At 41.9% G+C, this 20974-nt stretch carries 28 protein-coding genes; 27 read left to right on the forward strand and 1 reads right to left on the reverse strand.

What is annotated here, in order from left to right; genetic code table 11:
* Nucleotides 1-6: 6 nt before the first annotated feature.
* The 6 genes from A5870_RS07255 to A5870_RS07280 all read left to right on the forward strand — a co-directional run bounded on the left by A5870_RS07255 (nucleotide 7) and on the right by A5870_RS07280 (nucleotide 3803).
* Nucleotides 7-588, forward strand: coding sequence for a hypothetical protein (locus A5870_RS07255; RefSeq protein ID WP_086292261.1), 582 nt, complete (start codon nucleotides 7-9; stop codon nucleotides 586-588).
* Between the two features lie 43 nt (nucleotides 589-631).
* Nucleotides 632-1000, forward strand: coding sequence for a hypothetical protein (locus A5870_RS07260; RefSeq protein ID WP_016620368.1), 369 nt, complete (start codon nucleotides 632-634; stop codon nucleotides 998-1000).
* Nucleotides 1001-1070: 70 nt separating this feature from the next.
* The gene (locus A5870_RS07265) at nucleotides 1071-1277 is read left to right on the forward strand and encodes a DUF3173 family protein (protein WP_086292262.1); all 207 of its coding nucleotides are present in this window, start codon (nucleotides 1071-1073) and stop codon (nucleotides 1275-1277) included.
* Nucleotides 1270-2454: a tyrosine-type recombinase/integrase gene (locus A5870_RS07270; RefSeq protein WP_086292263.1), complete on the forward strand. Its 1185-nt coding sequence runs from the start codon at nucleotides 1270-1272 to the stop codon at nucleotides 2452-2454. The genes A5870_RS07265 and A5870_RS07270 overlap by 8 nt, the downstream gene beginning before the upstream one ends.
* Nucleotides 2455-2613: 159 nt before the next feature.
* Nucleotides 2614-3489, forward strand: coding sequence for an NAD(P)-dependent oxidoreductase (locus A5870_RS07275; RefSeq protein ID WP_086292264.1), 876 nt, complete (start codon nucleotides 2614-2616; stop codon nucleotides 3487-3489).
* Between the two features lie 83 nt (nucleotides 3490-3572).
* Nucleotides 3573-3803 carry a YkuJ family protein gene (locus A5870_RS07280; RefSeq protein WP_005225886.1) on the forward strand — a complete coding sequence of 77 codons (231 nt, stop codon included), beginning with the start codon at nucleotides 3573-3575 and terminating at the stop codon, nucleotides 3801-3803.
* A 68-nt stretch (nucleotides 3804-3871) separates the two neighbouring features.
* Here A5870_RS07280 and A5870_RS07285 read toward each other — a convergent pair whose 3' ends face one another.
* Nucleotides 3872-4813 carry a GIY-YIG nuclease family protein gene (locus A5870_RS07285; protein ID WP_086292265.1) on the reverse strand — a complete coding sequence of 314 codons (942 nt, stop codon included), beginning with the start codon at nucleotides 4811-4813 and terminating at the stop codon, nucleotides 3872-3874.
* Nucleotides 4814-5133: 320 nt separating this feature from the next.
* On the opposite strand from A5870_RS07285, the gene fabT reads away from it, so the two are divergent.
* From fabT to A5870_RS07395, 21 genes are all read left to right on the forward strand, one after another.
* On the forward strand, nucleotides 5134-5574 hold the full coding sequence (fabT, locus tag A5870_RS07290) for a fatty acid biosynthesis transcriptional regulator FabT (protein WP_008378199.1): 441 nt from the start codon (nucleotides 5134-5136) through the stop codon (nucleotides 5572-5574).
* A gap of 9 nt (nucleotides 5575-5583) precedes the next feature.
* Nucleotides 5584-6546, forward strand: a complete 963-nt coding sequence (locus A5870_RS07295; RefSeq protein ID WP_086292266.1) for a beta-ketoacyl-ACP synthase III — start codon at nucleotides 5584-5586, stop codon at nucleotides 6544-6546.
* Nucleotides 6547-6598: 52 nt separating this feature from the next.
* A complete protein-coding gene (locus tag A5870_RS07300) occupies nucleotides 6599-6823 on the forward strand; it encodes an acyl carrier protein (protein ID WP_005225890.1) in 225 nt (74 codons plus the stop codon).
* A 123-nt stretch (nucleotides 6824-6946) separates the two neighbouring features.
* On the forward strand, nucleotides 6947-7870 hold the full coding sequence (gene fabD / locus A5870_RS07305; protein ID WP_008378194.1) for an ACP S-malonyltransferase: 924 nt from the start codon (nucleotides 6947-6949) through the stop codon (nucleotides 7868-7870).
* 9 nt (nucleotides 7871-7879) lie between these two features.
* Nucleotides 7880-8617, forward strand: a complete 738-nt coding sequence (fabG, locus tag A5870_RS07310; RefSeq protein ID WP_086292267.1) for a 3-oxoacyl-[acyl-carrier-protein] reductase — start codon at nucleotides 7880-7882, stop codon at nucleotides 8615-8617.
* A gap of 12 nt (nucleotides 8618-8629) precedes the next feature.
* The gene (fabF, locus tag A5870_RS07315; protein ID WP_008378187.1) at nucleotides 8630-9868 is read left to right on the forward strand and encodes a beta-ketoacyl-ACP synthase II; all 1239 of its coding nucleotides are present in this window, start codon (nucleotides 8630-8632) and stop codon (nucleotides 9866-9868) included.
* Entirely contained in the window at nucleotides 9869-10351 is a 483-nt protein-coding gene (gene accB / locus A5870_RS07320) for an acetyl-CoA carboxylase biotin carboxyl carrier protein (protein ID WP_008378185.1), read from the forward strand.
* A gap of 4 nt (nucleotides 10352-10355) precedes the next feature.
* On the forward strand, nucleotides 10356-10784 hold the full coding sequence (gene fabZ, locus A5870_RS07325) for a 3-hydroxyacyl-ACP dehydratase FabZ (protein WP_005225895.1): 429 nt from the start codon (nucleotides 10356-10358) through the stop codon (nucleotides 10782-10784).
* A gap of 7 nt (nucleotides 10785-10791) precedes the next feature.
* Nucleotides 10792-12156: an acetyl-CoA carboxylase biotin carboxylase subunit gene (locus tag A5870_RS07330; RefSeq protein ID WP_005225896.1), complete on the forward strand. Its 1365-nt coding sequence runs from the start codon at nucleotides 10792-10794 to the stop codon at nucleotides 12154-12156.
* Between the two features lie 12 nt (nucleotides 12157-12168).
* Entirely contained in the window at nucleotides 12169-13038 is an 870-nt protein-coding gene (gene accD / locus A5870_RS07335; RefSeq protein ID WP_008378181.1) for an acetyl-CoA carboxylase, carboxyltransferase subunit beta, read from the forward strand.
* A complete protein-coding gene (locus A5870_RS07340) occupies nucleotides 13031-13816 on the forward strand; it encodes an acetyl-CoA carboxylase carboxyl transferase subunit alpha (RefSeq protein ID WP_077454372.1) in 786 nt (261 codons plus the stop codon). The genes accD and A5870_RS07340 overlap by 8 nt, the downstream gene beginning before the upstream one ends.
* 190 nt (nucleotides 13817-14006) lie before the next feature.
* Nucleotides 14007-14852 carry a transporter substrate-binding domain-containing protein gene (locus A5870_RS07345; RefSeq protein ID WP_086292268.1) on the forward strand — a complete coding sequence of 282 codons (846 nt, stop codon included), beginning with the start codon at nucleotides 14007-14009 and terminating at the stop codon, nucleotides 14850-14852.
* 22 nt (nucleotides 14853-14874) lie between these two features.
* Nucleotides 14875-15564 carry an amino acid ABC transporter permease gene (locus A5870_RS07350; RefSeq protein ID WP_005225900.1) on the forward strand — a complete coding sequence of 230 codons (690 nt, stop codon included), beginning with the start codon at nucleotides 14875-14877 and terminating at the stop codon, nucleotides 15562-15564.
* A 16-nt stretch (nucleotides 15565-15580) separates the two neighbouring features.
* Nucleotides 15581-16306, forward strand: a complete 726-nt coding sequence (locus A5870_RS07355) for an amino acid ABC transporter ATP-binding protein (RefSeq protein WP_086292269.1) — start codon at nucleotides 15581-15583, stop codon at nucleotides 16304-16306.
* A 359-nt stretch (nucleotides 16307-16665) separates the two neighbouring features.
* Nucleotides 16666-17190, forward strand: coding sequence for a YqeG family HAD IIIA-type phosphatase (locus A5870_RS07365; RefSeq protein WP_008378174.1), 525 nt, complete (start codon nucleotides 16666-16668; stop codon nucleotides 17188-17190).
* Nucleotide 17191: 1 nt separating this feature from the next.
* Nucleotides 17192-18310 carry a ribosome biogenesis GTPase YqeH gene (yqeH, locus tag A5870_RS07370; protein WP_077454368.1) on the forward strand — a complete coding sequence of 373 codons (1119 nt, stop codon included), beginning with the start codon at nucleotides 17192-17194 and terminating at the stop codon, nucleotides 18308-18310.
* 15 nt (nucleotides 18311-18325) lie between these two features.
* Nucleotides 18326-18637, forward strand: coding sequence for a ribosome assembly RNA-binding protein YhbY (gene yhbY, locus A5870_RS07375; protein WP_086292271.1), 312 nt, complete (start codon nucleotides 18326-18328; stop codon nucleotides 18635-18637).
* Between the two features lie 12 nt (nucleotides 18638-18649).
* On the forward strand, nucleotides 18650-19291 hold the full coding sequence (locus tag A5870_RS07380) for a nicotinate-nucleotide adenylyltransferase (RefSeq protein ID WP_086292272.1): 642 nt from the start codon (nucleotides 18650-18652) through the stop codon (nucleotides 19289-19291).
* Nucleotides 19281-19880 (forward strand): bis(5'-nucleosyl)-tetraphosphatase (symmetrical) YqeK, encoded by a 600-nt coding sequence (yqeK, locus tag A5870_RS07385; RefSeq protein ID WP_081118631.1) that lies wholly within the window; start codon nucleotides 19281-19283, stop codon nucleotides 19878-19880. The genes A5870_RS07380 and yqeK overlap by 11 nt, the downstream gene beginning before the upstream one ends.
* Before the next feature lie 11 nt (nucleotides 19881-19891).
* Entirely contained in the window at nucleotides 19892-20233 is a 342-nt protein-coding gene (rsfS, locus tag A5870_RS07390) for a ribosome silencing factor (protein ID WP_034695537.1), read from the forward strand.
* Nucleotides 20233-20961, forward strand: a complete 729-nt coding sequence (locus A5870_RS07395; protein WP_081118644.1) for a class I SAM-dependent DNA methyltransferase — start codon at nucleotides 20233-20235, stop codon at nucleotides 20959-20961. The genes rsfS and A5870_RS07395 overlap by 1 nt, the downstream gene beginning before the upstream one ends.
* Nucleotides 20962-20974 lie beyond the last annotated feature (13 nt).

Genomic DNA, 20974 nt, shown 5'->3' on the forward strand with positions numbered 1-20974 from the left:
GGTTGTGTGAAAAAAATAAGCTTAATTATTGTTTTTGTCTTAATTGTAGGAGGGGTTACAGCTTTAATTTTTTCTAATGAAAATCTTGAACCAGAGCGTGGTGTTGAGGAAACGGAAGAATCGAGAAAATTTTTTGATTTTCGACCAAGTCCGCCTCAATCAATCTCTGACTCAGAAGATTCTATAAATCAAACAGATGATACAGTTTTTATAGAAAAAAATAGAGCTGACGAAGATGGCGAAATAAATCATACGTTGTCTTTTTTAGAAACTAATCGGAAGATGATCGATGCATATTATGGTGAATGGTCAATTGAGGAGAGAAATCAGGTGTTGAGAAATGTCTTATCAGAATCTCTCCATAGTGATCATCTTTTTTCGGAAGATGAAGAAGTATATTCGGGAAATATATCAGAAATGACTTATCGATCATTTCATAGCGAAGAAGATGAAAGGCGAGCGACAGTTGTAAATATTTTAGATTTAGTAGTCGATGGTTTAGAACAAAGGCTTTTAGTGACAACAGAATTAGAATTAGAAGGGAAATGGGTTATTATAGGCTTGAAATTTGAATTGATTTATGTGTAAACTAAAATAAGCGTATAATATCTTCAAAAAAAAGGAGAAAATTATGAAGGAGAGAATTAAAATAAGGGTTGTTCTGGTTTTGATGATCTTTATTGTAGTTTTGGTTGGGTGTGGTAATAAACCGAACAATGATGTTCGAGAGGTTATTGATGCAATAATGGAAAAAGAGCGACAGGACGAATATGAATACTCGGAAGATGACTATAGCTTTAAAGTATACTATAGTGAATTATTAGATGTTTATATGGCACATGCTTTTATTCCATATAATGGTGAGCCGAACAGAATGGATTTTCTATATTCTTACCAGTTGAAAGAACTAGATAGGAATGGCTCTATAAGCCAATTATCAAATATCTTGAAAGAAGGCAACTATGAGGAAGTTTATCGTAGTGGAAAATTTGTTGAATAAAATAAATGAAGTGAGTACCAGTGAGGAAATTAATCCTTGCTGGTATTTTTTTTAGGAGGAGTGTCTTATAATGGAAACATGTACAAAACAAGATTTGATGAAGAAAGGATATCGTGAATATCAAGCAAGAGAAATAATTCGTGAAGCAAAGTTAATGTTAGTAAAAAGGGGCTGCCCTTTCTATTTAAGTAAAGGGAGAGGGAGAGTTCCGAAGTGGGCGATTGAGGAAATTTTGGGTTACGAACTTGAGTCGGGTGAGGTATCTCAAAATGGGTAAAAAGCAAAATGTTTATAAGGATTCAAATGGATTTTATTTCAAAGCTAATCTAGGGAAGGATCCAATTACTGGAAAAAGACTTACTAAAACGAAAAGAGGTTTTAAGACAGAGGCAGAGGCATATCGTGCGTATATGGTTTTTATGTTGAATCAGACACAAGCTAAAGATCAAGTGGTCTCTGATTCAGATAGTAAAGAAAATATGACTTTTAAGGATTTTAGGGATCATATATATTTGGATTGGTATAAATCGAGAGTTAAGCCGAACACATTTAATCCAAGAAAATACTGTTTGCTGAAAGATTTTAAAGATTTTGAAAACAAGAATATGCGTGATATTAGTGTTTTGGATGTGCAGATATTTCAAAATAAACTTTTATCAAGTGGTGTGTGCGGATCATATATTAATTTGTTGTGCTCTTTAATGGCTGGTATATGGGATAGAGCAAAAATCTTTGGGTTTGTTGAAGAAAATCCATTTCGTGCATTAGGAAGAATAAGGGTTGAAAAGAAAAAGATCAATTTTTGGACGTTGGATGATTTCAAAGTTTTTGAGAAAAGTATTTTTACAACTAATCTCGAGAATAAAATTATGTTACAAGAAAATCTATCGCAAACTGAATACTATGATTTTTTTCACTATTTATTTTATCGCTTTTTGTTTTTCACTGGCTTAAGATTTGGGGAGAGCGCTGCATTATTGTGGGAAAATGTTGATTTAGAAGAAGGAAAAATCAAGGTGCTATATACAGTTGGTAATCGATCCAAAAAAAAGTCGGAACAATATCTATCTACTCCAAAATCGAAAAGTAGTGAAAGAACATTATTTATTGATAACAGGACGATTTTATTATTAAAAAAGTGGAGATTTTATCAACATCGTTCTGGTGACATAAAATTAGTGTTTAGCCATGACGATGTATTCATTGATGGAGCTTGGATGGGAGTTAAGTTCAAACGCTTGCAAGAGAAGTTTGGTCTTCCTAGAGCTACGTTGCATGATTTGCGGCACTCACATGCTAGTTTACTTATTCATATGAAAGAGAATCCTAAAATGGTTCAAGAAAGATTAGGTCATGCCAAGATTGAAATGACATTAGATATATATTCTCATTTGTATCCGACAGAGAATTTTGATATTGTTGATCGTTTAAATACGATCAGCGGTAGAGAATAACGTACTATAATAGAAGCAAAATATTGGAAAATGTTCTCACGAATGTTCTCACGAGAAAATAAAGGGGCTGTAACCGTTGATAGCAGTGGATTTGTTTCCCTTGTTCATGTTTTTAGCGTATACTAAAGACATGAACTTTTTTATTTTGGAGGGATCTGCATGAAGTTAGGATTTATCGGTACTGGTGTCATGGGTCAAGCGATGGTTGGTCATCTCTTAGCTGCAGGACATACAGTGAATGTTTACAATCGGACGAAAGCAAAAACAGATGAACTCGTTGCGAATGGAGCAATTTGGTGTGACACCCCAACAGAAGTTGCATCAGAAAGTGAAATCATCTTTACAATGGTTGGTTATCCATCTGACGTTGAAGAGGTTTACTATGGGCCTCAAGGGATTTTTCAAACGACTGTGACAGGCAAAACATTGGTGGATTTTACCACCAGCACCCCTGATTTGGCAGAACGAATCTACCAGACAGCGAAGGAAAAAGGAGCAGCGAGTATTGATGCACCAGTTTCTGGTGGTGATCTTGGTGCGAGAAACGCCACGCTAACGATTATGGTTGGTGGCGATGAAGAAGCTTATCAACAAGTAAAACCACTTTTTGAAGTTTTAGGAAAGACGTTTCAACTTCAAGGAGGGGCAGGGAAGGGTCAGCATACGAAAATGGCCAATCAGATCATGATTGCCGGAACCATGACGGGGATGACAGAAATGCTGGTCTATGCGAACCAAGCGGGTCTTGATTTACCACGAGTGATTGACACGCTTTCTGGCGGTGGTGCAGCCAATTGGTCCATGACGAATTACAGTCCTCGTATCCTAAAAGAGGATTATTCACCAGGCTTTTTTGTCAAACATTTCATCAAAGATTTGGGAATCGCTTTGGATGAGGCTAAGAAGATGGGATTGGATTTGCCGAGCACCACTTTAGCTAAAAAAATGTATGATCAGTTGGCTGACAAAGGCTTCGAAAATGACGGAACGCAGGCGCTGATTAAACTTTGGTGGCAAGATGGAAAAAAATCTTAAAATGACAAAAAAAATACGAAAAATCAATGCAAGATAGAGGATGTTTTGATACAATATAACGGACAGAAAAAGGAGGCTTACGAATGAAAAGTTCGCAATTAGTCGCTATCATCAAACGTTTAGAAGCGATGGTCGAAGCGCAAGACAATGAAGTTCAAGTACGTCGTTTTGAAAAAGAAGGCGTCGAAAAATGTACCGTTACTTATGACAATTCGACAGAAACGTTTGAATTAACGGAAGCAGAATCAAGTCAATCTTATCAATTTGATAACGTTGATATTGTAGCCATGGAAATCTATGATTTGATCCAATAAGAATGAGTGAGACGTTCGTCGTCGCTTTCTCATTTCTATACAGCAAGCCTACTGGGGCTTGCTGTTTTTTATTTATCTGCTGCTTTTTCTTGGCGATACAGGTGATTGAGGATGATCCCTAATGGATCGAGATCTTTCGGGGCTAAAGGAAGCGCAGCGCTTGCTGGCGGAAGTGGCTGGAATGTTTCTTCAGGAGAAAGAATGTTTGTTTGGATCAACTTGCCAAAGCTAACTTGATAGTATTTGATTTGAGTCGTCTGTGATCCTGGCTCCTCTAAGTCAAGGGGTATAGAAAAAATCACTTCTGGTTCTTGAATAAACTGATTGACCCTCACGATTTCTTGGTAAAAGCTTTGCGCCGAATGGATTTCTCCCTGTAGCAAACTTGCTTGTTCAAATAATAAATGATCAATAAGATAGGTTAAGCGTTCATCCAAAAGTGAGAAGCACTCGGTTTTTTGTCCAGCAAAAAAACAGCCGATTTCTCGCCACTTCTCTTCCAAGGGATACGCCTCCATTTGAGGGAGTTGCTTACGTAAGGTCAATAGTGTCAGTTCGTTGACAGTCGGCAATTGAAAGGTTTCTGACAATAATTGAAACAACATCGGCAATTTTTTTGTTTGCCGAAAGGGGCCATAACTGCCAATTTGTGGTGTTTGAGTGATCGTGAAGGTATGATTCGTCAAGTCAACAAAGCAGTAGTTGGCTGAATGGTTCATTTGTCGGTTGTAGATAGGATGAAAAGCTTGGATCAAACGACATTCAAGTAAAAGTGCATCCAATTCTGTATCTGTTTCGATCGTTTCAAAATCAACAACATTATAAACAAGTCGAAGCACCTTATTGGCATGCTGCTGGTTTTTTCGGAAGTAGGAAACGACACGCTGTTTCAATGATTTGGCTTTTCCTACATACAAGACTTCGTTGTGCTGATCTTTCATTAGATAAACACCAGGCTTTTCAGGCAGGGTATTTGCTTTGTTTTTTAAAAACTCTTTGTTCGGATTCATCGATCGTTCCTCTCCTTCCTCCAAAGAGTAGCAGATGAAGCGTAAGAGAGCAATGTTTGCTGGCCATCGACAAGAAAAAATTAGAAATAGAGTGGAGGCAACGCAATGATAAACTTTGGCATTCAAAGGAAATTTCTCTATAACGGAAACGGATTATTTTGTCAACTCGCAGCTTTTAGAATCTTAGAAAATCAATTCTTAAATAAAAATGTGCTTAAAAATAAAAAAAGTTCGAAAAAATTCTTGCATTTCTCAATAACTTCCGATATAGTTTGACTATCAAATGATTTGATTATCAAAGTATTCGGATGGTGAAGGTTATGGAACCCAATTTAGAAACAGTTAATGACTACTTAGTCAGCGTCTTTAATGACATCTTAGTGATTGAAGAATCTGAATTGAAAAAATCTCAATTCAAAGACCTTTCAATTACCGAAATGCATACCATCGAAGCCATCGGGATGTACAAAAAAAAGACTACGACTGAAGTTGCCAAAGAACTTTCGATCACTGTTGGGACTTTGACCATCGCGATCAATCGTTTGGTGAAAAAAGAATATGTAGAACGGATTCGCAGTGAAGATGATCGGCGAGTCGTCAAACTAGGTTTGACGAAAAAAGGAAAACTCCTTTATCGTGTTCATCAGCATTTTCATCGTGAGATGGTGAAGGGTGTCTTGAGTCAGATGTCTCCTGAAGAGGAACAGGCACTGTTGAAAGCACTGAAAAATCTGCATGACTTTTTACAAGATTATAAGTGAGAATAATGGATGAATATGTTTGGGAAAATTACCGCGACTGCAAGTTATGTTCCAGAAAAAATCGTAACAAATGATGATCTATCAAATTTGATGGATACTTCAGATGAATGGATTCATTCTCGTACGGGAATCAAACGTAGAAGAGTCGCTGTTGGCGAAAACACTTCTGACCTTTGTATTCGCGTCGCTCAAACGCTCTTGCAAGATGCTCAGCTTTCAGCAGAAAGTCTAGATTTTATCTTGGTAGCGACGATCACACCGGATTTCAATACACCGGCGGTTGCTTGCCAAGTCCAAGGAGCGATTGGGGCAGTCAATGCCTTTGCATTTGATATCAGTGCAGCATGTGCTGGTTTCGTTTATGCATTGTCTATGGCTGAAAAACTGATTCGAACAGGCGCTAAAAAAGGATTGGTCATCGGTGGAGAAGTACTTTCAAAAGTCTTGGATTGGAACGACCGTTCGACGGCTGTTTTATTCGGAGATGGTGCCGGTGGACTATTGCTGGAAGCATCTTCAGAGCAGCATTTACTCAAAGAGTCTTTAAAAGCAGATGGGACGCGAGGCATGTCCTTGACATCTGGTTTTCTCACGAATGAGAATCCTTTTTCACAAAACGCTCCGGCGTATAGTGCTTGTATGCAAATGATTGGACGAGAAATCTTTGATTTTGCGACGCGTGATGTGGTCGCCTCGATCAATGATCTGACACAAGATGAAGCAATCGATTATTTTTTGCTTCACCAAGCAAATTCTCGTATTTTAGACAAAGTTGCTCGCAAGCTGAAGCAGCCCCGTGAGAAATTTTTGCAAAATATGCAAGATTATGGCAATACTTCGGCAGCCTCGATTCCGTTATTGCTAGATGAAGAAATCAAACGAGGTACACTGTCACTTGGCAGTGGTCAAAAAGTGGTGTTCTCAGGTTTTGGCGGCGGATTGACATGGGGAACTATGTTAGCCACCTTATAACTTGTTCACGAAACAAAATTACTATTGAAAAACACATTGGAGGAATATACACATGGTATTCGAAAAAATTCAAGAAATCGTAGCAGAAGAATTAGGAAAAGAAAAAGAAGAAATCAAATTGAACACGAACATCCAAGAAGATTTAGAAGCAGATAGCTTGGATCTTTTCCAAATCATTAACGAGATCGAAGATGAATTCGATGTGAAGATCGAAACAGAAGATGGTATCACAACCGTTGAAGATCTAGTTAAATATGTAGAAAAACAACAAGCATAAAACAAAGGCTAGGCAGACAGCCTAGCCTTTCCTTTTTAAGAACGTGTTTTTGCTGATTCATAGACGAACTGCAAGAATCCATGTTCTCCAACGATAACCATCAAAGTAATGAAGGAGTGCAAAATGAAGACAGCCTTTTTATTTAGCGGTCAAGGTGCACAGTACCCAAAAATGGGGGAAGAGCTCTATCACCAAGAAGCAATCGTTCGTGAGACGTTTGAACAGGCCAGCACGATTCTAGGATATGATATGGCCGAGTTATGCTTTACTGAAAACGAACGTTTAAACCAGACGGAATATACACAGCCTGCCATTTTAACAGTAAGCACGGCTTTTTGGCGACTTTTGGATGCGCAAGAAATCAAAGCAGATGCTGTTGCTGGCTTGAGTTTAGGTGAATATACAGCCTTAGTCGCTAGTGGTGCGCTTGATTTCCAGACCGCAGTCGCATTGGTGCAAAAGCGCGGTCGGTATATGGCAAGTGCGGCGCCAGCAGGTGTTGGGAAAATGGTCGCTGTGATGAACACACCCGCTGAAACGATTGAAGAAATCTGTAAAGAAGCAAGTCAAGTCGGGATCGTGACACCAGCCAATTACAATACGCCGCAGCAGATCGTCATTGGCGGTGAAGCGCCGGCAGTGGATAAAGCGGTGGAATTGTTAAAAGCTGCTGGAACCAAACGGGTGATTCCTTTAAATGTCAGTGGTCCTTTCCATACTGCGTTGTTGGAACCCGCATCGCAGCAATTAGCACAGGAATTAGCTCAAATCACCTTTGATGAGTTGCAAGTACCTGTCATCAGCAATACAACCGCGCAGCCAATGCAGCAAGACCAAATCAAGGAACTGTTGACGCTGCAAGTGAAATCGCCAGTGCGTTTTTACGAAAGCATTGCGACACTGAAGCAGCTTGGCATCCAACAAGTCATCGAGATCGGACCAGGAAAAGTATTGAGCGGTTTTATGAAGAAAATAGACAAAGAAATCCAGACTGCGCGTGTAGAAGATAGCCAAACGTTGGCAGATACACTAGCCCGATTCAACTAGGAGGAATTTATGGATCTGCAAAATAGAAACGTCTTTGTAACTGGTAGCTCGCGAGGGATCGGTTTTACCATCGCGGAAGCCTTTGCCAAAGAAGGAGCGAATATCATTTTAAATGGACGAAAAGAAATTCCCCAGTCATTGATCGATCGCATCACCAGCTACGGCGTGAAATGTGTAGCGATCAATGGGGACATTTCTGATTTTGATCAAGCGGCAGCCATGCTTTTGGAAGCAGAAGCGGCAGTCGGACCGATCCACATTTTAGTCAATAATGCCGGAATCACGAATGACAAATTATTGTTGAGAATGAAACCCGAAGATTTTGATTCAGTGATCAAAATCAATTTGACTGGTACCTTCAATATGACGCAGCACGCGTTGAAAAAAATGATGAAGCTGCGAGAAGGCCGCATCATCAATTTGACGAGTGTGGTCGGCTTGACGGGAAATATCGGGCAAGCCAACTATGCGGCAAGTAAAGCTGGCGTGATCGGTTTTACGAAATCTGCCGCTCGTGAAGGTGCCGCTCGGGGGATCACCTGCAATGCGATCGCCCCAGGATTTATCGAAACAGAGATGACTGAAGTGCTGTCGGATAAAGTCAAAGAACAATCATTGGCAAATATTCCATTACAGCGTTTTGGTTCCACACAGGATGTTGCGCAAACAGCAGTCTTTTTAGCAAAAAGCCCCTACATCACTGGTCAGGTGATCAGTGTAGACGGCGGGATGGCAATGCAAGGGTAGGAGGAAGAATAGATGAATCGAGTAGTAGTTACAGGATACGGCGTCACTTCTCCAATCGGAAATGACCCAGAAACATTTTTAGCAAGTTTACAAAACGGGACCAACGGCATCGGCCCGATTACAAAATTTGACGCAGAAGCAACAGGGATCTCAGTTGCCGCTGAAGTCAAAGATTTTCCGTTAGAAAAGTACTTCGTTAAAAAAGATACGAAGCGGATGGATCTTTTTTCCATTTATGGAATTTATGCGGCGTTAGAAGCGATGGAAATGGCGAAGTTAGATACAGAAACCATTGATGTGGATCGTTTTGGCGTGATGGTTGGTTCAGGGATCGGCGGCTTGCCAACGATTCAAGATCAAGTGATTCGGATGCATGACAAAGGAGCAAATCGAGTATCACCAATGTTCGTACCGATGTCGATTGTAAATATGGTTGCCGGCAACATTGCGTTACGGGTAGGTGCGAAAGGCATTTGTACGACGACTGTTTCCGCCTGTGCTTCTGGTACCCATTCAATCGGTGAAGCTTTTCGGAACATCAAGCATGGCTATGCAGATGTTATGATCGCTGGTGGTTCAGAAGCGACGATCTGTGAAATCGGTATTGCTGGTTTTGCGTCTCTGACGGCGTTAACCACTGAATCAGACCCTGACAAAGCTTCCGTTCCGTTTGATAAAAATCGTAGTGGGTTTGTCATGGGTGAAGGCGCTGGTGTCTTCATTTTAGAATCATTGGCGCATGCGCAAAAACGTGGGGCAACGATTTTAGGTGAAGTCGTAGGGTATGGTGCGAACTGTGATGCCTACCATATGACTGCACCAAACCCTGATGGATCAGGTGCTGGAAAAGCAATGAAATTGGCGATGCAAGAAGCGGCGATCACCCCAGCTGAAGTTGGCTACATCAATGCCCACGGTACAAGCACGCCCGCCAATGACAGTGCAGAAGCGACATCGATCCAATACGGATTAGGGGAAGACTATAAAAAACCATATGTCAGCAGTACAAAGTCAATGACTGGTCATTTGCTTGGGGCGGCTGGTGGAATCGAAGCCATTGCTTCACTATTAGCATTACAACATCAATTTATTCCACCAACCATCAACGTGACAGAACAAGATCCTGAGATCGACTTGAACGTTGTTATCAATCAAAGCCAACCAGCAGATTTGACCTATGCCATGAGTAATTCACTTGGGTTTGGCGGTCATAATGCAGTGATCTTGCTGAAACGTTGGGAGGAAGCGTAATTGGAAACACATGAGGTAAAAGAGCTGCTCAGCCAATTCGATCAATCGACGTTAACTGAGCTTCAATTAAAAAAAGAGACCTTTGAACTTTATTTTAATAAAAATACGACAAGTGGGCTACAAAATGCATCCTCTGCACCTGCGCCTGCTCCTGCAGCGAATGCTGCGCCAACTCCTGTTGCACCAACGCCTGCTGTCTCAGCAACACCTGACACAGTAGAAGTGGCAAAACCTGTCTTAGAGGGCAAAGAAGTTGTCTCTCCATTAGTGGGTGTCGTTTATTTGAAGCCAAGTCCTGACAAAGATAACTTTAAGCAAATCGGCGATCACGTGAAAAAAGGCGATATTCTTTGTATCGTTGAAGCGATGAAAGTCATGAATGAAATCGTCAGCGACGTCGATGGCGAATTAGTTGAAGTCTTGGTTGAAAGCGAACAAATCGTTGAATACAATCAACCATTATTCCGTGTGAAAGAAGGGTAAAGCAATGAGCGCATTAACGATTCAAGAAATCAAAGAAATCATCCCTCATCGTTATCCGATGCTTTTAGTGGATCGGGTAGAGGAGTTAGAAGAAGGCAAACGGGTCGTTGCGAAGAAAAACGTTACTATCAATGAGCCATTTTTCCAAGGTCATTTTCCCCATGAACCAGTGATGCCCGGAGTATTGATCGTGGAAGCAATGGCGCAAGCAGGTGCTGTGGCATTGCTATCATTGGAAGATTTTCGTGGGAAAACTGCCTACTTTGGCGGTTTAGACAAAGCGAAATTCAGAAAAAAAGTAACACCGGGCGATACCTTGATCTTAGAAGTAGAAATAATCAAAGTGAAATCTGCAGCCGGCATCGGCAAAGGAATTGCCTATGTTGATGGGAAAAAAGTGGCGGAAGCAGAATTGACTTTCATGATTGGATAGGTGAGACATGTTTTCTAAAGTATTGATCGCAAACCGTGGCGAAATCGCCGTACGTATCATTCGCGCTTGTCGCGAATTAGGTATTCAAACGGTCGCCGTTTATTCAGAAGCAGATAAAGAAGCGTTGCATACAGAGCTTGCCGATGAAGCGATTTGTATCGGACCTGCCAAAGCAGCCGACTCTTATTTGAATGTACAGCAGATCCTAAGCGCTGCGATCGTCACAAAGGCTGAGGCGATCCATCCTGGATTTGGCTTTCTTTCAGAGAATAGCCGCTTTGCTGCGATGTGCGAGGAATGCAATATCGTCTTTATTGGGCCAAAGAGTGAGACTATCGATGCAATGGGAAACAAAATCAATGCAAGACGCTTGATGATCGAAGCAGAAGTACCGGTCATTCCCGGAAGCAAAGGCGCGATTTCTGATGTGGAAGAAGCTTTAACGATCGCTGAAGAGATTGGTTACCCAGTCATGCTCAAAGCAGCAGCTGGCGGTGGCGGTAAAGGGATACGGAAAGTCGCCGATAAAGAAGCATTGCCGCATCATTTTGCTTCGGCGCAGCAAGAAGCGAAAGCGGCATTTGGCAACGATGAAATGTACATTGAAAAAATCATTTATCCTGCTCGACACATAGAAGTGCAAGTGTTAGGTGATTCTTTTGGTAATATTATCCACCTTGGTGAACGCGATTGCTCGCTACAACGCAACAACCAAAAAGTGTTGGAAGAATCCCCTTCTGTGGTGATTTCTGAAAGCAAGCGAGCAGAACTAGGAGAAGCAGCGGTGCGTGCCGCACAAGCGGTAGGGTATCGTAATGCTGGCACGATCGAGTTTTTAATGGCGGACACTGGGGAGTTTTATTTCATGGAAATGAACACTCGAATCCAAGTGGAACACCCCATCACCGAAATGGTGACAAACATTGATTTAGTCAAAAAACAACTTGAAGTCGCTAGTGGCGAACCGCTAGGCTTGACGCAAGCTGACATCAAGATGACGGGCGCGGCGATCGAATGTCGGATCAATGCAGAAAATCCAGCCTTCAATTTTGCACCCTCTCCTGGTAAGATCAACAATTTGTTTTTACCAAGTGGCGGTCTAGGCGTTCGTGTAGACAGTGCCATGTATTCCGGCTACACGATCCCACCTTATTATGATTCGATGATCGCTAAAGTGATTGTTCACGGCGAGAATCGTTTCGAAGCGTTGATGAAGATGCAGCGGGCGTTAGCCGAATTAGTGACCGATGGTGTCATTACGAATGCAGAATTCCAAATGGACTTGATCAGTCACCCGAAAGTGATTGCGGGAGACTACACTACCGCCTTTTTACAAGAGGAATTTTTGCCGAATTGGACACCTGAACAATAGGAGGGAAGTTGAGTGGCTTTATTTAAGAAAAAAAACTACATTCGCATCAATCCTAATCGAGGTCAGCTGCCAACGAATGAACCAGTCGTCCCAGATAATCTTTGGGCGAAATGTCCTAGTTGCAAACGAACGCTTTATACGAAGGAGATGGGGGCGGAAAAAGTCTGTCCTCACTGCGGGTATAATTTCCGAATCAGTGCCTGGGAACGGATCGCTATCACGATTGATGAGAAAAGCTTTGAGGAATGGGACACAGATGTAACCACAAAAGATCCCCTTGATTTCCCAGGGTACCTGGATAAAGTCGCACAAATGCAAGAAAAAACTGGGTTGCATGAGGCTGTCCTGACAGGAGAGGCCAAAGTGCAAGGATTGCCGTTAGCAATCGGTGTCATGGATGCGAATTTCATCATGGGCAGCATGGGAACGGTCGTAGGGGAGAAAATCACCCGTTTGTTTGAACGTGCGATCGAAAAACAGCTACCAGTTGTTCTTTTTACCGCTTCAGGTGGTGCACGGATGCAAGAAGGGATTTTGTCACTGATGCAAATGGCAAAAATCTCTGCGGCGGTAAAACGCCACAGTAAAGCTGGCTTGTTTTATCTAACGGTTTTAACGGACCCGACCACCGGTGGCGTTACCGCTAGTTTTGCGATGGAAGGAGATATCATTCTAGCAGAACCGCAAGCCTTGATTGGTTTTGCTGGACGACGAGTGATTGAACAAACCATTCGTCAGGAATTACCTGAAGATTTTCAAAAAGCAGAGTTCTTGCTAGATCATGGCTTTGTCGATCAAATCGTTCCACGGACGAACTTGCGGGAGAAAATCCACCATTTGATTTCTTTGCATACGCGGAAAGGATGGGATCGCAATGACTAGAGCAGCCCACGAAATCGTTGAACTCGCTCGCAGCAAAGACCGTTTGACGGCACTGGATTACTTTGAAGGCATTTTTTCTGAGTTTGAAGAGTTTCATGGAGACCGTCTGTTTGGCGAAGATGAAGCTGTCGTTGGTGGAATCGCTTGTTTAGATGGCAAGCCAGTGACCGTGATCGGTATTCAAAAAGGCCGTAATCTGCCTGAAAACTTACGCAGAAACTTTGGCTCGCCACATCCTGAAGGCTATCGAAAAGCGTTACGCTTAATGAAGCAAGCCGAAAAATTTCAGCGACCTGTGGTCACATTGATCAATACAGCAGGGGCATTTTGCGGTATTGGCGCGGAAGAGCGCGGAGAAGGCGAAGCGATTGCCCGTAACTTGATGGAAATGTCCGATTTAACGGTGCCGATCTTGGCAATCATCATTGGTGAAGGCGGCAGCGGCGGTGCCTTAGCACTGGCATTAGGCGATGAGGTTTGGATGATGGAACATTCGATCTATGCCATTTTATCTCCCGAAGGCTTTGCTTCGATCCTATGGAAAGATGGCAGCCGTGCCAAAGAAGCTGCTGGCTTGATGAAGATCACTGCCCAAGAACTATATGAATTAGGCGTTATTGAAAAAGTGATTGCTGAAACCAATGAAGAGGCCTTTTTACCGAAAGAGCAATTGATGGAACAGATGAAAGCGGCAATCTCAACGAAACTTGCTGAACTTTCTACCTTACAAACAGAAGAATTGCTTGAGGCAAGGTATCAGCGTTTTCGCCGATTTTAACAACTAGGATATCCACTCTAATTAGAGGAAGGATATCCTAGTATTTTTTTATTGAAAGTGTTATTGAATAAATCGTGCAAATGACAAAGTTTTTAGTTTAAAATTTAATTATTCTGTGCTACTATGTATATATTCTGAATATAAGAAGATTATATTGCATAAATATTTGTTTTGAAGAGGAGCGTTTTTAATGAAAAAATTATTTGGAGCACTTGTTGTATTGACGGGGATTTTGGTTTTAGGAGCTTGTGGGAATGGCGGCTCATCGAGTACTGGAAGTTCTAGTGCCAGCGGTTCGGCGGATAATCAATTGGAAGCCATCAAAGCAGCTGGTGTGTTAAATGTGGCAACTTCTGCTGACTTTGCCCCGTTTGAATTTCATGCCTTGATCGATGGCAAAGATACGATCGTGGGCGCAGATATCGATATGGTCAATGAGATCGCTGATCGTCTTGGTGTCGAAGTGAATATTTTGGATCTTGATTTCAATGCTGTTTTGACTGCTTTGCAACAAGGGAAAGCCGATATCGCTGTTTCAGGCATCTCAGCAACTGACGAACGTAAACAGACTTTTGATTTCACCGACAACTATTTTACACCAGAACAAAAATTAGTTGTCAATAAAAATAACGAGTCGGCATTTGATTCAATCGAAAGTTTAACTGGTAAAAAGGTTGGCGCTCAAAAAGGCTCCATCCAAGAAATGATCGTTCAAGATCAATTAGCTGATTCGCAATTGGTTTCCATTGCCAAAGTCCCGAATCTAGTCAATGAATTGAAACAAGGCTCGATCGCCGGTTTGGTCCTTGAAAGTGCGGTTGCTGAATCGTATGTTGCACAAAATGATGACCTCGTGATCACTGATGTAGCATTAGAAGCATCTGAAGGCGATTCTTATGCAATTGCTTTACCTAAAGGGAGTACCGAACTACAAGAAGAGCTAAACAGTATTTTGAAAGAATTGATTGAAGATGGTACAATCGATGAGTATGTACAAAAGAACACAGATCTAGCCAATGAAAATGCGGCGCAATAGATAGAACGGAGTAGACACAATTATGGATTTATCCTTTTTAGCGATATATTACCCTTATTTTCTTTCTGGTGTGGTGATCACCATCGTGATCTCTATCATCACCGTGATCTTTGGAACGATTCTAGGGGTGATTTTTGCCCTAATGAAATTATCAAAAGTGACGCCTTTGCGCTGGTTTGCTAATGCGTATATTGAAGTCATCCGCGGCACACCGATGCTGGTGCAAATTTTGATCGCTTTTGGTCTTTTGCAAGGAATGTTTGCTTTGCCGACGGTCTCAATCGGCGTGCTGAGTCTTGATTTTGGGCGGCTCTTCCCAGGGATCATTGCCTTATCACTAAATTCCGGGGCATACGTTGCTGAAATCGTCCGAGGGGGGATCAATGCCGTTGATTACGGACAAACAGAAGCGGCAGGATCTTTAGGGCTTCGGCCTTTTCAAACGATGCGTTATGTCGTGTTGCCACAAGCACTACGCAACATTTTGCCGCCACTAGGCAATGAATTTATCGTTTTGATTAAGGATTCCTCTTTGCTTTCAACGATCGGCATCTACGAGCTGATGAACAGTGCGCAGATCGTTGTCACCAGTTCTTTCCAACCGTTAACGCCTTTTTATGTAGCGGCGGTCATTTACTTCATCTTGACGTTTACGACTTCGCGACTATTGAGTTTATGGGAAAAGAAACTAGGCAAAGGCTATCGTCGTTAAAAGGAGAAGACAAGCTATGATGTTAGATATTCAAGATTTACACAAAACCTTTGGCAGCAATCAAGTGCTAAAAGGGATCACCACGACGATCGATCAAGGAGAAGTTGTGGTGGTGATTGGGCCATCTGGGTCAGGAAAAAGTACGTTTTTACGCTGTTTAAACCTATTAGAAGTACCGACAAGCGGGAAGATTTTTTTTGAAGGAACCGATATTACCGATCCAAAAAATGATTTGTATAAGATGCGGGAAAAAATGGGTATGGTTTTTCAAAATTTTAATCTTTTTCCTAATATGACGGTTTTAGAAAACATTACCTTGTCCCCGACGAAAGTCAAAAAGGTAGCAAAATCGGCAGCGGATCAGTTGGCAAAACAACTTCTGAATGATGTCGGTTTACCAGATAAAGCAAAAGCTTATCCTCAAAATCTTTCTGGTGGACAAATGCAGCGGATCGCAATCGCACGAGCTTTGGCGATGGAACCGGATGTGATGCTCTTTGATGAACCGACTTCTGCGTTAGACCCTGAAATGGTTGGCGAAGTATTGTCCGTTATGCAGCGTTTGGCTCAGCAAGGAATGACGATGGTCATCGTCACTCATGAAATGGGCTTTGCGAAGGAAGTCGCGGATCGGATTTTATTTATGGATCAGGGAATCATTATGGAGGAAGGAACGCCAGAACAGATCTTTGATCATCCGAAAAATCCACGAACCATTGATTTTTTGAGTAAAGTATTGTAAACTGCGAGAAGTTCGCAGTTGTTAGTGATAAATTTGGACCTTTCCTAAGCATCCTTTCAGTAAAAGGATGCTTTTTTGACGGAAAAATGACTACATTGAAGAAGTGATAGAACAAACGGTTGTCTTGGCAGGTTCCTTTTTCAGTTCTTTTACAAGAAACCTGCAGAAACTGGCGCACTTGCTAGTATTCAAAAAGATTCTATTGTATAATTACAGGTTGAAGAGGTCTGATCTTGATAGAAACCATCTGCGTGATTTTATGCACATCGGACTGTTTCTTTTTAAGGATCGACAATTTGGATCGATGACTAGTCGCCGATTTTTAATACGTGAAGAAATCATGCAGCAAAGGAGATTTTATGTTTTCAAATTATAAACCGACTTGGATGGTCGATGCGATTTATAAAATTACGCCCAGCCAACTTAAGGCACAGGGAATCAAGGGGATTTTGACTGACCTTGACAATACCTTGATTGCTTGGAACAATCCTGATGGAACCGAAGAATTAAAAAACTGGTTATTGGAAATGAAAAACGCTGGCATACCGGTGATAGTGGTTTCTAACAACAATAGTGAACGAGTGGCACGGGCAGTTGCCCCCTTTGGCTTAAAGTACGTACACCGCGCACTAAAACCTTTTTCAAGAGGCATCAAACAAGGGTATCAGCAATTAGGTTTGAAAAAAGAAGAGGTCGTCATGATCGGCGATCAAATCATGACGGATGTACGAGGTGCCAATCGTGCCGGTGTTCGCAGTATTTTAGTGAAACCAGTGATCCCAACGGATTCTTGGAAAACCCAGTTTAATCGAGCGGCAGAAAGAAAAATCATGAACTATCTATTGAAACATAACCCAGAGTTAAAATGGCGTGGAGGAATTTAATATGACAGAAGGAATCGAAGAAATTCACTGTATCGGCTGCGGGGCATTGATTCAAACAACAAACCCTAACGAATTGGGTTACACCCCGCAATCTGCATTAGAAAAAGGAATTGAATCAGGAGAAGTCTATTGTCAACGTTGCTTCCGCTTGCGCCATTACAATGAGATTCAAGATGTTTCGCTGACAGACGATGATTTTCTGCGTTTACTGAATGAAATCGGAGAAAAAGATGCCTTGATCGTTAATGTCGTCGATATTTTTGATTTTAATGGTTCATTGATCCCAGGACTGCACCGCTTTGTTGGGAATAATCCTGTCTTATTAGTGGGCAACAAGGTGGATATTTTACCGAAATCTTTGAAAAAATCGAAGATGACCCAATGGATGAAGGAACGTGCCCATGAAGCTGGCTTAAGACCCGTCGATGTATTATTGACGAGCGCCAAGAAACCAGGTGAAACGGAAGCTTTACTGCAAGCAATCGAAACGTATCGTGAAGGACGCGATGTCTATGTGGTGGGTGTGACGAATGTTGGAAAATCAACATTGATCAATCAAATCATCAAACAAACAGCGGGGATCAACGAACTGATCACGACTTCGCGTTTCCCAGGAACCACATTGGATAAAATCGAGATTCCCTTGGATGACGGACACTTCTTGATCGACACACCAGGAATCATTCATCGTCATCAAATGGCGCATTATTTAGGTAAAAAAGATCTAAAAATCGTGGCACCAGCCAAAGAGATCAAACCAAAGGTGTATCAGCTGAATCCAGAACAAACCTTGTTTTTAGGAGGACTTGCCCGATTTGATTTCATTCAAGGAGAACGCAGTTCATTTATTGCTTATGTAGCAAATGATGTGGCGATCCATCGGACCAAATTAACGAAAGCCGATGAGTTTTATGAGAAACATGTTGGTGGGCTGCTGCAGCCGCCGCGAGCAGATGAAGTGGCGGATTTTCCTGAACTCGTCCGTTTTGAATTTTCAATCAAAGAAAAAACCGACATCGTTTTTGCGGGACTTGGCTGGATCACGATCACCAAACCGTGTGTCATCGCCGGGTGGGCGCCAAAAGGTGTCGATGTGCTTAGACGTAAAGCATTAGTATAAGGAAGAAGGAAGATTATGGACTTACGAGGAAAACAAAAAAGATTTTTACGAAGTGAAGCGCACCATTTAAACCCGATTTTTCAAATCGGCAAAGGCGGCTTGAATGACGCAATGATGGCGCAAATTGAAGAAGCACTAGAAAAACGAGAATTGATCAAAGTCTCATTGCTCCAAAATACCGATGAGGTTGCTGACGAAGCAGCTGAAACGATCCGTGATAAAGTCGGCTGTGAAGTGGTACAGATCATCGGACGAGTGATCGTTTTATTCAAACCGTCAAGCAAAGAAAAATACCAAACGATTTCAAGCAAAGTTCGTTCAATTTAGGAGGGAAAAGGCATGCAAGGACAAACATTTGGCAAGGTACAAACGGTTTTAGAAACACAAACACAAGAACTGGTACCGAAAAAGCAAGTGGGCATTCTTGGTGGAAATTTTAATCCAGTACACTACGCACATCTGGTCATGGGTGAGCAAGTAGGGCAAGCATTAGGGCTGGATAAAGTTTATTTCATGCCTGAGTATTTACCGCCTCATGTTGATGAGAAAAAGACGATCCCCGCTGAGCATCGTTTAGCGATGTTGGAGTTGGCGATCGCCGATAATCCGCGATTTGCTGTAGAGACCATTGAGTTGGAACGAAAAGGGAAGAGTTATACGGTTGATACGATGCGGGAATTGACAGCTAAGAATCCAGATACTAATTATTATTTTATCATTGGCGGGGATATGGTGAACTATTTACCAAAATGGCATCAAATCGATGAGCTGATGGAATTGGTAACGTTTGTGGGGGTTCGCCGCCCGGAAGTGCCCATTGACAGTCCATACCCGATTATTTGGATTGATATCCCCTTGATGGATGTCAGCTCAACGACAATTCGTAAAAAAGTACAACAAGGTTATTCCGTTCGCTACTTATTGCCAGATAATGTGTTACACTATATTCAAGAAAAGGGGTTGTACTTGGATGAAGAGTGAACACTACACACAAGCAGAACGGGAACTTTTGATGCAAAAGGTCCAAATGCAGATGAGTCAAAAGCGCTTTGAGCATGTGTTGGGTGTCGAAAAAACCGCCGTTGCCCTTGCGGAAAAATATGGCGCTTCACCGGTCAAAGCCAGCATTGCTGCTTTGACTCATGATTATGCAAAGGAACGCAGCGATGAAGAATTTCGATTAGTCATTCGTAGAGATGGATTTGATTTGGATCTCTTGAACTGGAACAATGCGATCTGGCATGGACTCGTCGGTGCTGATTTCGTTCAACGAGAATTAGAGATCGATGATGAAGAAATCTTACAAGCGATCCGTTTGCACACCACCGGAGCTGCCAAGATGAGCCTACTAGATAAAATCATCTATGTGGCAGATTATATCGAACCCGGACGAACGTTTCCTGGAGTCGTTGAGGCTAGGGAAATCGCAATGATCGACTTAGATGCCGCTGTTGCTTACGAAACGAAACATACCTTGCTTCATTTGATCGAAACAGAAGCAGTTATCTACCCAAAAACGATCGAAACCTACAATTTTTGGGTAGCCAAATATAGGAGGGAATTACCATAGATAGTCAGAAAATATTAGAAATTGCTGTAAAAGCCGCCGATTCAAAACATGCCGAAGATATTATGGCATTAGATGTGCGGGAAATCTCTTTACTAGCAGATTACTTTGTGATCTGTTCAGGAAATAGTGAACGTCAAATCAATGCGATCATCGATGAAGTCATCGATAAAGAAGAAGAAAATCAAGTATCTGTTCGCCGTGTCGAAGGAAAAGATGGTGGGAAATGGGTCTTGATCGATTTAGGTGACGTGATCGTTCACGTATTCAGTGCCTCAGAACGTGCTTTTTACAACCTAGAAAAATTATGGTCTGATGCGCCGCTTGTGGATCTTAATGAATGGGTCGTGGCGTAATGGCTTACGAAACCTTCGCATTTGTCTATGACGAAGTAATGGATTCCAGTCTCTATAAAAAGTGGCTGGATTTTTCTTGTCGTCATTTAGGAGAAAGAAAACAGCTGTTAGAATTGGCTTGTGGAACCGGTGCGTTAGCCGTTGAATTTGCCAAGGCTGGTTTTGATGTGACTGGGTTGGATCTTTCAGAAGAGATGCTGATGATCGCTAGTCAACGGGCTGAAAAAGAAGCGGCAGTTGTGCAGTTTGTTGCGGGTGACATGCTGGATCTCGTAGATGTTGGCACCTATCAAGCAATTACCTGTTATTCTGACTCCCTTTGCTACATGGAAGACGAGCAGAGTGTGCAGCAAGTTTTTGATGGTGTTTACAGTTGTTTAGAAGAAGATGGCGTGTTTTTATTTGATGTGCATTCTTTATATCAAATCGATGAAGTCTTTCCTGATTATAGCTATCATTACCAAACCGATGAATTTGCCTTTCTTTGGGAAAGCTATCAAGGCGAAAAAGACCATAGCATTGAACACTTCCTGACCTTTTTTGTTGCACAAGAGAATGGCTTGTTTGAACGCTTAGATGAGCTTCATCAAGAAAGAACCTATCCTCTCGAAAGCTATTTAAGAATGTTAGAAAATGCTGGTTTTGCTAATGTTGAATGCTACGCCGATTTTATCGATACGAAACCAAATGAAAAAAGCCGTCGCTGGTTTTTTGTCTGCCATAAGTAACCGTTATGTAAAA

The sequence above is a fragment of the Enterococcus sp. 2G9_DIV0600 genome (assembly GCF_002140615.1).
Lineage (GTDB): Bacteria > Bacillota > Bacilli > Lactobacillales > Enterococcaceae > Enterococcus_D > Enterococcus_D innesii.

Bases quoted from the DNA above. Each gene is read 5' to 3' on its own strand.
- yqeH (WP_077454368.1), top strand. From the start codon at position 17,192: ATGACAGAAGGAATCGAAGAAATTCACTGTATCGGCTGCGGGGCATTG.
- A5870_RS07300 (WP_005225890.1), top strand. From the start codon at position 6,599: ATGGTATTCGAAAAAATTCAAGAAATCGTAGCAGAAGAATTAGGAAAA.
- A5870_RS07340 (WP_077454372.1), top strand. From the start codon at position 13,031: ATGACTAGAGCAGCCCACGAAATCGTTGAACTCGCTCGCAGCAAAGAC.
- A5870_RS07355 (WP_086292269.1), top strand. From the start codon at position 15,581: ATGATGTTAGATATTCAAGATTTACACAAAACCTTTGGCAGCAATCAA.
- A5870_RS07345 (WP_086292268.1), top strand. From the start codon at position 14,007: ATGAAAAAATTATTTGGAGCACTTGTTGTATTGACGGGGATTTTGGTT.
- A5870_RS07380 (WP_086292272.1), top strand. From the start codon at position 18,650: ATGCAAGGACAAACATTTGGCAAGGTACAAACGGTTTTAGAAACACAA.
- A5870_RS07275 (WP_086292264.1), top strand. From the start codon at position 2,614: ATGAAGTTAGGATTTATCGGTACTGGTGTCATGGGTCAAGCGATGGTT.
- fabG (WP_086292267.1), top strand. From the start codon at position 7,880: ATGGATCTGCAAAATAGAAACGTCTTTGTAACTGGTAGCTCGCGAGGG.
- A5870_RS07365 (WP_008378174.1), top strand. From the start codon at position 16,666: ATGTTTTCAAATTATAAACCGACTTGGATGGTCGATGCGATTTATAAA.
- A5870_RS07330 (WP_005225896.1), top strand. From the start codon at position 10,792: ATGTTTTCTAAAGTATTGATCGCAAACCGTGGCGAAATCGCCGTACGT.
- yhbY (WP_086292271.1), top strand. From the start codon at position 18,326: ATGGACTTACGAGGAAAACAAAAAAGATTTTTACGAAGTGAAGCGCAC.
- fabD (WP_008378194.1), top strand. From the start codon at position 6,947: ATGAAGACAGCCTTTTTATTTAGCGGTCAAGGTGCACAGTACCCAAAA.
- fabF (WP_008378187.1), top strand. From the start codon at position 8,630: ATGAATCGAGTAGTAGTTACAGGATACGGCGTCACTTCTCCAATCGGA.
- A5870_RS07285 (WP_086292265.1), bottom strand. From the start codon at position 4,813: ATGAATCCGAACAAAGAGTTTTTAAAAAACAAAGCAAATACCCTGCCT.
- fabZ (WP_005225895.1), top strand. From the start codon at position 10,356: ATGAGCGCATTAACGATTCAAGAAATCAAAGAAATCATCCCTCATCGT.
- A5870_RS07350 (WP_005225900.1), top strand. From the start codon at position 14,875: ATGGATTTATCCTTTTTAGCGATATATTACCCTTATTTTCTTTCTGGT.
- A5870_RS07270 (WP_086292263.1), top strand. From the start codon at position 1,270: ATGGGTAAAAAGCAAAATGTTTATAAGGATTCAAATGGATTTTATTTC.
- A5870_RS07395 (WP_081118644.1), top strand. From the start codon at position 20,233: ATGGCTTACGAAACCTTCGCATTTGTCTATGACGAAGTAATGGATTCC.
- A5870_RS07265 (WP_086292262.1), top strand. From the start codon at position 1,071: ATGGAAACATGTACAAAACAAGATTTGATGAAGAAAGGATATCGTGAA.
- A5870_RS07280 (WP_005225886.1), top strand. From the start codon at position 3,573: ATGAAAAGTTCGCAATTAGTCGCTATCATCAAACGTTTAGAAGCGATG.
- A5870_RS07260 (WP_016620368.1), top strand. From the start codon at position 632: ATGAAGGAGAGAATTAAAATAAGGGTTGTTCTGGTTTTGATGATCTTT.
- yqeK (WP_081118631.1), top strand. From the start codon at position 19,281: ATGAAGAGTGAACACTACACACAAGCAGAACGGGAACTTTTGATGCAA.
- fabT (WP_008378199.1), top strand. From the start codon at position 5,134: ATGGAACCCAATTTAGAAACAGTTAATGACTACTTAGTCAGCGTCTTT.
- A5870_RS07295 (WP_086292266.1), top strand. From the start codon at position 5,584: ATGAATATGTTTGGGAAAATTACCGCGACTGCAAGTTATGTTCCAGAA.